Below are 10,707 nucleotides of genomic sequence, written 5' to 3' on the forward strand. Positions count from 1 at the left end.
GGCGTGGCGGGTGCGGTTGGTTTGTGGGTTTTAGAAGCTTTTTACGGCTTCGCGCATGGTTTGATGACCTCGCTGGGGGACGGCCCGGCATCTCCTTCATCCTGTGCTCCCACAAAGGGATCGAGCGCCTTCAGGAAGTACCGGTCCGCTCGCTCTACCTCAACGCGGACACCTACCTCACCGGCCAGCGCAAGGGCGATGTCCCGTTCACCCCGGCCGCGCAGGTGTGCTTCGCCCTCGACGAGGCCATCAAGGAGTTGGAAGAACGCGGCGGCGTCGCGGCACGGGTCGCGGAATACAAGGCGCGCGCCAAGCTCGTCCGCGCCGGATTCGAGCGGCTGGGCCTGGAGATCCTGATCCCCGCCGAGCACCGCTCCAACTCGATCTCGATGGTCTACCTCCCGGAGGGCATCACCTACGCCGAACTCCACGACGCGCTCAAGGACGAGGGCTTCGTCATCTACGCCGGCCAAGGCGACCTGGCCAAGACGTTCTTCCGGGTCGCCACCATGGGAGAGCTCCCGCTGCCGACACTGGAGCGTTTCCTGGCCGCGCTGGAAACGTCCATCTCCAAGATCCGCGCCGGTCGCTGAACAGAGGCGTGTTGTTAACCCGGGGGAATAGGCTGACGGTCACGGGGCAGGAGGCGTGGGAAGTGGACCTACCGTGACGCAGCTGAACTTGCACCGCTTGTCGATCTTCATGACCGTGGTCGAGACCGGCGGCTTCTCAGCGGCCGCGCAGAAGCTCTACATGAGCCAGCCCTCGGTCTCCAACCACGTCCGCAACCTCGAACAGTCCCTGCAGACCACCCTCATCGACCGCTCCGGACCCCGCATCCGCCCCACCGCCGAGGGCGAGGTCCTGGTCGAGTACGCACGCCGGGTGTTCCTGCTCACCGAGGAGGCGGTCGCCGCCATCCGCGAGGTCTCCGGCGTCCAGACCGGCCGCCTGGAAGTCGGCGGCACCACCACCGTCGGCACCTACCTGCTGCCGCGCCTGCTCGCCCGCTTCCGCGACCGGCACAACAACATCGAATGCGACATCGTCGTCGGCAACAACGGCCAGATCGTCAAGCGCCTCCTGGACGGCGAACTCGGCCTGGCCATCGTCGCGGGCCAACCCGGCGCGCCCCAACTGAAGACCGAGACGGTCTTGGACGAGCGGCTGCTCCTGGTCGCCGCCCCCGGCCACCAGCTGACCCAGACAGTAGGCCACGTCACGCCGCCGCAACTGGCCGCCGAACGCTTCCTGCTGCGCGAACCCGGCTCCCAAACCCGCGACCTGCAGGAAGCCGCCCTCATCGGCTGGGACCTCGACGACATGGCCAAGGCCGACATGTGGGGCCCGGAAACCATCAAGCAGTCGGTCGCCGCAGGCCTGGGCATATCCCTGATCTCCGAACACGCCATCGACGCCGAAGTCCGCGACGGCCGCCTGGTGGTCCTCGACGTCGACCCGCCACTGCGCTCCCGCCCCGTGGTCGTCGCCTACCGCCGCGACCGCCTGCTGTCTCCGGCCGAGCGCGCTTTTCTCGGACTGGTGCGGGGACTGCGGACGTGGCCGGCGGAGTCTGCGGGCTGAGCAGTAACAAAAACCGTGGCGCCGCGCCAACGCACCCTGACATGCTCCCGCCATGGGAATGCTGGACGCCTTCGCGGCGCGCGTCGCCGCAGGTGCCGAAGTACGCTTCCGCCCGACCGGATCGTCGATGATCCCGCTGATCCGCAGCCGCCAGCAGGTGACCGTCGCGCCGGTGGACCCCGCGAAGCTCGAAGTCGGCGACATCGTCCTGGCGCGCGTCGCCGGCACCACCTACCTGCACCTGGTCTCGGCCGTCGACCACGCCAACGCCCGCGTGCAGATCAGCAACAACCGCGGCCGCGTCAACGGCTGGACCGGCCACGCGCGGGTCTTCGGCATCTGCACCGAGGTCGAGGGCGCGGCGCGTACGGGTTCCTCCGGCAAGGTCCTCAAACGCTAGATGCGCGCTCTCCGCGGCGGACGATGACCACGATCATGCCCATCATCGGTATGGTAACCATCTGATCGTCAGTCGCAGAACGGGATGGGGGCCGATGACGATGCAGACGCTTGGTGCCGGGGATCCGCACCGGATCGGACCGTACGTCCTGACCGGTCGGCTGGGAGCCGGCGGCATGGGCAGTGTCTACCTGGGCTGGGACCCGGCCGGTCGGCCGGCCGCCGTGAAGGTGGTCCGCAACGACTTCCTGCAGGACCCGGACTTCCGGGCCCGCTTCCGCCGCGAGATCTCCTCGGCCCGGCGGGTCAGCGGGCCGTGGATCTCCCGGGTCCTGGACGCCGACCCGGACGCCGAATCGCCGTGGCTGGCCACCGAATACGTGGCCGGTCCGACCCTGGACGCCGCGGTCACCCGCTTCGGCCCGCTGCCCACCGAGACCGTCGCGGTCCTGGCGCAGTGCCTGGGCCAGGCGCTGGCGGCCGTGCACGCGGCCGGCGTGGTCCACCGGGACATCAAGCCGAACAACATCCTGCTGGCCGCCGACGGCCCGCGCGTCATCGACTTCGGCATCGCCCGCGCGACCGACGACACCAAGCTCACCGCCACCCACGCCGGCGTGCTCGGCGTGGCCGGCTTCATCGCCCCGGAGCGCATTGAGCGCCAGGCCATGCTGCCGGCCGGCGACGTCTTCGCCGGCGGCGTGGTGCTGGCCTTCGCGGCCACCGGCAAGCTCGCCTTCGGCAGCGGCGAGCCGGTCACCGTCGCCTACCGCGTGGTGCACGGCGAGCCGGACCTCGGCGAGCTGCCCGAGGAGCTGTGGCCGCTGGTCGCGCAGTGCCTGGCCAAGGACCCCGAGGAGCGCCCCGACGCCGCGCGCATGGCCGCCGAGGCCGAACGGCTGCGCGGCGCCAGCGACTGGCCCGGCGTGCCGGTGACCACGACCGACTTCTCCAGCGGCGGCATCACCGGGGACACGCTGGAGCTGGCCACGAGCTGGCTGCCCAAGCCGCTGGCCATGCACACCGTGCGCGACTACGACCTGACGGCGGCGCACGCGGCGGCCGAGACCGCGCGCCTGGACCTGCGGCAGGACCCGCGTCCCCCGGGCTCCGGCGGGATGGCCGGTTCGGGCGGCGTCGCCGGGTTCGGCGCCGACTTCGGTCCCGGGAACGAGGCGGGAGCGCTGACGGGCAGCGCGTTGAACGCTGCGGGGTTCGGCGACATGTCCGGCCGCGGGCGTTCCGGCGGTCCGAACGGGCCCGGTGGTCCGAACGGGCCTTACGGCCCCCAAGGTCCCCAAGGCCTGCACGGCACCCCGTCGCAGCGCCCCGGCAACACCGAACCGCTGCCGCCGAGCCGCAAGCGGCCGGTCGCCCTCATCGTCAGTGCCTCAGTGGTCGCGGTCGCGCTGATCGCCGGGGGAGTGGCGATGGCGTTCGGCGGCGGCAAGTCCGACACCACGGCACTGCAGGGCAGCGCCTCGACGCAAGCAGCCGCGCAGAGCTCGGCGGGCAAGGACGGCGGCGACCTGTCCGGCGCCACCTCCAAGGCCGGCGACCCGCTGTCGGGTGCCAACAGCATCCCGGCATCGGGAAGCAGTTCCTCCTCCTCGGCGGCCGCTCCGACCGGCCAGGCGCAGAACACGTCGACCGGTGGTCAGGCCCAGCCCTCCTCGGCCGGGCATTCCTCCGCAGCCGGCGCGCCGAGCGCACCGGCCTCGCACAGCACCACCCAGCAGCAGGCCCCGCCGCCGTCCACCTCCAGGGCGCCGGCACCGCCGCCGTCGACATCGCAGGCTCCTGCGCCGGAGCCGGTCCCGTGCGGCGGCACTGTCTCGACGAAACAGGGCACTGGGATCAACTGCCCGTTCGACACGGCCGGCAACGGCTACAGCGGCGGCTCCCCGGTCTTGGACAGCGGTGGCGGCAACGTCGGCTACCTGCCTCAGGGCACGAACTGGGTGATCTGCCAGGCCCAGGGCCGGACCGAGACCCAGAGTGGCGGGCAGTACTTCAACAACTGGTGGGCCTGGACGGAGTCGCAGACAAGCAACTGGGGCTGGGTCAACGCCGTCAACGGCCACGGCGGCGCCAACAACGGCGCGTTCGGCAGCGTCCCGATGTGCAACGGGTCTCATGGCGCGCCGCCGCAGTAGGGCTTCGGGCTAGACGGAATCCTTACGTCGTGTGAGTACCGTCGTCACCATGAGTGATCGGAGATCTCGGACGACGCGGTGGGGCGCGGCGCTGGCGGCGGGCTTGCTCGCCGGCGCCTGCACTACCGGTTCCTCAAAACCTCATGGTGGCGCGGCCTCGACGTCGCCGGGCCTGGGCTCGCCATTGCCCGCCGGCGTGACCGCGCTGCCCGCAGGCCCGGGGCCCGGCGCGCCGGCCGGCGCCGACAAGATCCAGCACATCGTCGTGATCATGCAGGAGAACAGGAGCTATGACTCCTACTTCGGCACGTATCCCGGCGGCGACGGCATCCCCGCCGGAGCCTGCGTCCCCGACGCCGCGACCAACAAGTGCGACCCGCCGTTCCACGACGGCAACGTGGTGAACAAAGGCGGCCCGCACGGCCAGAACAACGCCACCGCCGACATCGACGGCGGCAAGATGGACGGCTTCATCGGCCAGGTCGCCGCCGGCGCCGCAGGGAAGAAGACGCCGTGTGCGAACCCTGACAACCCCACCTGCGTCCCGGTCGGCGAGCCGGACGTCATGGGCTGGCACGACGCCCGCGAGATCCCCAACTACTGGTCCTACGCGCAGCATTTCACGTTGCAGGACCACATGTTCGAGCCGAACGCCTCCTGGTCGCTGCCGGCGCACCTGTTCCTGGTCTCGGAGTGGTCGGCGCACTGCACCAAGGCCAACGACCCGAGCAGTTGCACCAATGCTCTCCAGAACCCCGGCAGCAAGAACTACGCCTGGACCGACCTGACGTATCTGATGTACCGCGCGGGGATCAGCTGGGGCTACTACCTCGTGAGCGGCAGCGAACCGGACTGCGAGGACGACGCCGCGACGTGCGCGCCGGTGAAGCAGGACGTGAAGACACCCGGCATCTGGAACCCGCTCCCGGAGTTCTCCACCGTGAAGGACGACGGCCAGGTCGGCAACATCCAGTCGGTGGACAACTTCGTCACCGCCGCCACCAAGGGCACGTTGCCGCAGGTCTCCTGGGTCGTGCCGTCGCAGCAGGTCAGCGAGCACCCGCCGGCCTCCGTCGCCGACGGCCAGGCCTACGTCACCAACCTGGTGAACGCGGTCATGAAGGGCCCGGACTGGAGCTCCACGGCGATCTTCCTGTCCTGGGACGACTGGGGCGGCTTCTACGACCACGTGGCCCCGCCGACCGTGGACGGGAACGGCTACGGGCTGCGCGTGCCCGGCATCGTCATCAGCCCCTATGCCAAGCAGGGGACGATCGACCACCAGACGCTCAGCTTCGACGCCTACGACAAGCTGATCGAGGACCGTTTCCTGAAGGGCCAGCGCCTGGACCCGGCCACCGACGGCCGTCCCGATCCGCGTCCGGACGTGCGTGAGGACGCCTCCCAGCTCGGCGACCTGTGGAAGGACTTCGACTTCAGCCGGCCGCCGGCCGCCGCGCTGGTGCTCTCCGAGCATCCGCCGCCGGGACCGGCGAGTCGGTAGCCCGCAGCCCGCGTAGCCGGTAGCCGGTGCCAGGTAGCCAGTAGCCAGTAGCCAGTAGCCAGTAGTCGGCAGTCGGCAGTCGGCAGTCGGCAGCAGGCTGTGCCGTGCCGTGCCGTGCCGTGCCGTGCCGTGCCGTGCAATGCCGTGCCGCGCCGTTCCTGACGGTGCGTCGTCCCGATCGGCGAGCCGAAAGCGCCACCCAGCCGTTCCTGTGGTGGAGTGATCGGGCAAAACCCGGCACCCCCTACCACCCACACCACCGACAGTGAGGACCGCCGATCATGGCGCGATTCAAAGTGGGCGTCCAGCTGCGCCCCCAGCACACCGACATCACCGCCCTGCGCGAGGCGTGGCAGCGTGCGGACGAGCTCGGCGTCGACTCGATCTGGACCTGGGACCACTTCTATCCGCTCAACGGCGATCCGGAGGGCACCCACTTCGAGGGCTCCAGCCTGCTCGCCGCGATGGCCGTGACCACCACGCGGGCCCGGTTCGGGATGCTCGTGTTCTGCAACAGCTACCGCAATCCCGAGCTGCTGGCGGACATGGCCCGGACCGTCGACCAGCTCTCCGGCGGCCGGTACGTGCTGGGCGTCGGCGCCGGCTGGTTCGAGCGGGACTACACCGAGTACGGCTACGAGTTCGGCACCGCGCCGGAGCGGCTGCGGGCTCTCGGCGAGGCGCTGCCGCGGATCAAGGAGCGGCTGGGCAAGCTCAATCCGGCCGCCCCGGATCTGCCGATCCTGATCGGCGGCGGCGGCGAGAAGGTGACGCTGCGGCTCGTCGCGCAGTACGCCGATCTGTGGAACACCTTCGGTCCCGTGGAGAACTTCCAGCACAAGAACCAGGTGCTCGACGAGTGGTGCGCGAAGCTCGGCCGGGACCCGAAGGCGGTGGAGCGCACCGTGATGATTCGCGACGACGAGATCGACGACTACCAGGCGTACCTGGACGCCGGCGCGGACCACCTCCTCCTCGGCTGGGACTATCCGTTCGCGCTGGACAACGTGCGGCGGCTGCTGGAGCACGCACAGGACTGAGGCTCCCTGGGGGGAGACGTCAGGGGCCTGGTTCGGTGTGAACCAGGCCCCTGATTGTGTTCGGCTCATCCCGGTGTGACCCGGCAGCGGCGTACCGCTACGGGAGGGTCCACTTCTGAGCGTTGGTGCCGTTGCAGGTGTAGATCTGCAACTGCGTGCCGTCGGTGGTGCTGCTGTTCGGGTCGTCCAGGCACTTGCCGGACTGCGGGTTCAGCAGCGAGCCGTTGGACTGTTGCTGCCAGACCTGGGATCCGGTGTTGTTGCAGTCGTACAGCTGGATCAGCGTGCCGTTGGCGGTCCCGCCGCTGGTCACGTCCATGCACTTGCCCATGACGCCCAGGCTGCCGTTGGAGTTGACGGTGAACTGCTGCGCGACCGAGCCGTTGCAGGTCCACAGCTGGATCTTGGTGCCGTTGGCGGTGTTGCGGCTGCTGTCGTCCACGCACTTGCCGGCGATGCCCGAGGTGATCGGACCGGAGTTCGAGGTGCCGCTCTGGTCGTACGCCGGCGGCGCGTCACCGGTCGCGGTGCCCCAGGACGACGCCGAGGAGCCGAGCGTGAAGTTCAGCGTCACGCCGGCCTGCCAGGTCGAGGCCGGGAGCCAGGTGTGCGTGCTGGACGTGCCGTTGACGGTGAGCGACTGCACGTAGTAGTTGCTCGCCGAGGCGGCCGGAGCGTTGATGGTGATGTTCGAACCGGAGTCCAGGTGGACGATCGCCTGCGTGAACAGCGGGCTGTTGAACGCCAGGTCCGCGCTGCCCGGGGTCACCGGGTACATGCCCAGGGCGCCCCACACGTACTGCGAGGACATGGTGCCCAGGTCGTCGTTGTTCGGGAAGCCGGCAGGAGTGTCCTGATACAGCTGGTTCAGGACCCGGTTCACCACCGACTGGGTGTGCGAGGGCTCGCCGGTCCAGTCGTAGAACCAGGGCGTGCCCAGGTCCACCTCGTTGGACAGGAACGACTGGTCGGAGTTGGTGCTGTTGAACGTCTGGAAGTAGTAGTCCAGCGCCGAGTTGATCGCGCTGTTGCCGCCGTAGAGCGCGGCCAGCGCGGGCTGGTCGAAGCCGACGTCGAAGCGGTTCTGCGCGGCCGTGGACTCGGTGAACCCGGTGGTGGTTCCGGTGTTGATGCTGTCGAAGGTGCCGTTGCTCTGCACCGGGTTCAGCAGGTCGTTGGCCGGGTTGAAGATGTGCTTCCAGTTGTTGGCCCGGATGTTGAACTTGACGCTGTTCGCGGTGTCGCCCTGGGCCAGCGCGAACTTCGACAGGGCGAAGTCGGCGTTGTCGTACTCGATCAGGCTGGAGGCCGTGTCGCGGACGTTGCAGCAGCCCAGCGAGCCGGTGTAGAGGTCGGAGGGCAGATAGCCGTAGCTGTTCTCCAGCGAGGTGCCGCGGCGCACGTTGTTGTTCGTCGTGGCCTCGGTGAGCATGTCCGACAGCGCGGTGGCGGTGTCGAAGTTCTTGCCGCCGAACGCGTAGTAGTTCGAGATCGCGGCGGTGGCCGGGTCACCGTCCATGACCCAGTTGTAGAAGTTCATGAAGCCCCACTGCGGGAACGTCCCGCCCTGGGCGTAGTCGTTGACCAGGGACTGCGCCGCGTCCGAGGCGATCGAGGGGTCGACCATGGCCTCCAGCTGGGTCTGGCCCTTGTAGACGTCCCAGCCGGAGAACTGGTCGTACTGCTGGTGTCCGGACGGCGCGGTGTGCACGGCGTTGTCGAAGCCCATGTACTGGCCGTTGACGTCGGTCACCGTGTTGGGGTGCAGCAGCGCGTGGTAGAGCGAGGTGTAGAACAGCTGCTGCTGCGTGGACGTGCCGCCGGCTATCTGGATCTTGTTCAGCTGGGCGTTCCACGCGGTGTGGTTCGCGGTCTGCACCGAGCTGAAGTTGAACCCTGAGTTCTCGGCGGCCAGGTTCGCGGAAGCGTTTGCGGCGCTGACATAGGAGATGCCGACCCTGGCCTGGACGACCTGGTTGGAGCCGGCGTTGAACTGCAGGAACACCGAGTTCGGGCCGGGCTGGCCGGATTCGGTGACGACCTGCGAGGCCGAGGTGAACGACTGGTCGAAGACCATGTCGAAGTGCAGCGTGTAGCTGCCCGTCTCGCCGCAGAAGCCGCCGGAGGTCACGGAGCCGGTGACCTCGTTGCCGCCGACCAGCTGCGCGCTGGAGGCGGTGGTGCCGTTCTGGCTGTCCAGCAGCTTGAGCAGGACGTCGGCCTGGCTGGTGGACGGGAACGTGAAGCGGGCCATGCCGGTGTGCGCGGTGGTGGTCAGCTCGGTCTTCACCGGGTTCGAGCCGGTCTTCACGGTGTAGTAGCCGGCGTTGCCCAGCTCGCTGCCGTGGTCGATCGACTCGTCGTGCACCCCCGGATCGCCGGAGGGCAGCGCCCCGGTCATCGGCAGGATCGGGATGTCGCCCATCGCACCGCAGCCGGGTCCGGCCATGTGCGTCAGCGAGAAGCCGCGCGTCTGGTTGTCGCTGTAGTCGTACCCGCCGCCGGCGTTGCGGCCGCTCACCGAGTCCGGACTCCACTGGACCATGCCGAACGGCGAGTCCGCGCCCGGGAAGTCGTTGCCGCCGCCGGAGGTCATCACCAGCGTGTTGACCGTGGAGGCCGGATCGGCGACGAAGGCGGCGTGCGTGGTGGCGTTGCTACTGGCGTTCGCGGCGCCCGCGGAGAGCCCGGCGGTGCCCAGCGCGGCCGCGGCCACCAGGGCCCCGGCCGGTATCAGGGAGCTGAGGCGCGATCTGCGCCCTGTGCGGTTCGAACCGGTCACGATGTCTCTTCTCTCGACGACGACTGCATGAATCTGTGCTGTGGCGCGGAGCGTCTCCTTGACGGGCGGTGGTGGGAGACGGGTGAGCGTTGTGAACGTTCACAGGCATCGGGGATTGTCTGGCCCCTGAGAAGAGTTGTCAATGGGACGCACTACTGAATCACGGATGGTAACGTTAACCAGCCGAACAAGGAGGTCGGATGGCAGCGCGGCCCACGATGAAGGACGTGGCGCGGGCGGCGGGGGTGTCGCTGATGACGGTCTCGCGCGTGGTGGCCGGCGAGGCCGGCGTGGCCCCGCAGACCGCGGCCCGGGTCGAGGAGGCGATCAGGGCTCTGGGATACCAGCGTAACGACATCGCCCGGAACCTGCGCCGCAAGGCCCAGGACTCCCGCACCATCGGCCTGGTGGTCGACGACCTGGCGAACCCCTTCTTCTCCGCCCTGGCCCGCTCCGTCGAGGACGAAGCCTACCGCCGAGGCTTCCTGGTCCTGGTCGGCAGCACCAACGACGACCCCCGCCGCGAACGCGACGTGGTCTCAGCCTTCAGCGCCCGCCAGGTCGACGGCCTGGTCCTGGTCCCCACCGGCGGCAACCGCCCCTTCTTCCGAGCCCAAATGGCCCGCGGCGTAAAGGTGGTCTGCGTAGACCGCCCCGCCACCGGCCTGGACGTGGACTGCGTCGCCGTCGACAACCGAGCCGGCACCGCCACAGCCGTCCGCCACCTCCTGGACCGAGGCCACAGCCGCATCGCCTACCTAGGCGACCGCCAGGAGATCTGGACCCAGCGCGAACGCTTCATCGGCTACGAACAAGCCACCCGAGCCGCCGGCCTCGACGTGGACCCAACCCTCGTCCGCCACGGCCTACGAGGCGTCCCAGAAGCAGCGGCCGCCATCAGCGAACTGATGACATCCCCCAACCCCCCAACAGCCCTCTTCAGCGGCAACGACCTGGTCACCCTCGGCGCGGTCGAAGCGGGCGCCTCCCGCACCCTAGCCCTGGTCGGCTTCGACGACTTCCTCCTCGCCGACAAACTCGACCCCCCCATCTCCGTAGTCAGCCAAGACCCAGCAGCCCTAGGCCGCACCGCCGCCCAACTCCTCTTCGGCCGCATCGACGGCGGCACCGTGAGCACCGTCAACGACGGCACGTTCCTGTCCGGGCAGGTCGGCATCGGCGTCGTCGGCTACCAGACCGACGAGTTCGACAACGTCACCGTCACCCCGGGCAGCGGCACGG

At 69.2% G+C, this 10,707-nt stretch carries 8 protein-coding genes; 7 read left to right on the forward strand and 1 reads right to left on the reverse strand.

Going from position 1 to position 10,707, the window contains the following annotated elements; genetic code table 11:
- From GWK61_RS48935 to GWK61_RS48960, 6 genes are all read left to right on the forward strand, one after another.
- On the forward strand, nucleotides 1-593 hold a 593-nt coding region (locus GWK61_RS48935; protein WP_228564216.1), incomplete at its 5' end, for a pyridoxal-phosphate-dependent aminotransferase family protein.
- Between the two features lie 73 nt (nucleotides 594-666).
- Nucleotides 667-1,584 carry a LysR family transcriptional regulator gene (locus tag GWK61_RS48940; protein ID WP_194920449.1) on the forward strand — a complete coding sequence of 306 codons (918 nt, stop codon included), beginning with the start codon at nucleotides 667-669 and terminating at the stop codon, nucleotides 1,582-1,584.
- A gap of 52 nt (nucleotides 1,585-1,636) precedes the next feature.
- Nucleotides 1,637-1,984, forward strand: a complete 348-nt coding sequence (locus tag GWK61_RS48945) for a S26 family signal peptidase (protein ID WP_194920451.1) — start codon at nucleotides 1,637-1,639, stop codon at nucleotides 1,982-1,984.
- A gap of 94 nt (nucleotides 1,985-2,078) precedes the next feature.
- Nucleotides 2,079-4,139, forward strand: coding sequence for a serine/threonine-protein kinase (locus GWK61_RS48950; RefSeq protein ID WP_194920453.1), 2,061 nt, complete (start codon nucleotides 2,079-2,081; stop codon nucleotides 4,137-4,139).
- Nucleotides 4,140-4,188: 49 nt separating this feature from the next.
- The gene (locus tag GWK61_RS48955; protein ID WP_194920455.1) at nucleotides 4,189-5,643 is read left to right on the forward strand and encodes an alkaline phosphatase family protein; all 1,455 of its coding nucleotides are present in this window, start codon (nucleotides 4,189-4,191) and stop codon (nucleotides 5,641-5,643) included.
- A gap of 281 nt (nucleotides 5,644-5,924) precedes the next feature.
- Nucleotides 5,925-6,683 carry an LLM class F420-dependent oxidoreductase gene (locus GWK61_RS48960; protein ID WP_194920457.1) on the forward strand — a complete coding sequence of 253 codons (759 nt, stop codon included), beginning with the start codon at nucleotides 5,925-5,927 and terminating at the stop codon, nucleotides 6,681-6,683.
- 97 nt (nucleotides 6,684-6,780) lie between these two features.
- Here GWK61_RS48960 and GWK61_RS48965 read toward each other — a convergent pair whose 3' ends face one another.
- Nucleotides 6,781-9,465, reverse strand: a complete 2,685-nt coding sequence (locus GWK61_RS48965) for a GH92 family glycosyl hydrolase (protein WP_323748109.1) — start codon at nucleotides 9,463-9,465, stop codon at nucleotides 6,781-6,783.
- Between the two features lie 200 nt (nucleotides 9,466-9,665).
- Here GWK61_RS48965 and GWK61_RS48970 point away from each other — a divergent pair.
- Nucleotides 9,666-10,707, forward strand: a 1,042-nt coding sequence (locus GWK61_RS48970) for a LacI family DNA-binding transcriptional regulator (RefSeq protein ID WP_228564217.1), incomplete at its 3' end; no start/stop codon positions are given.

Origin of the sequence: Catenulispora rubra, assembly GCF_015356825.1 — a bacterium.
Classification (GTDB): Bacteria; Actinomycetota; Actinomycetes; order Streptomycetales; family Catenulisporaceae; genus Catenulispora; species Catenulispora rubra.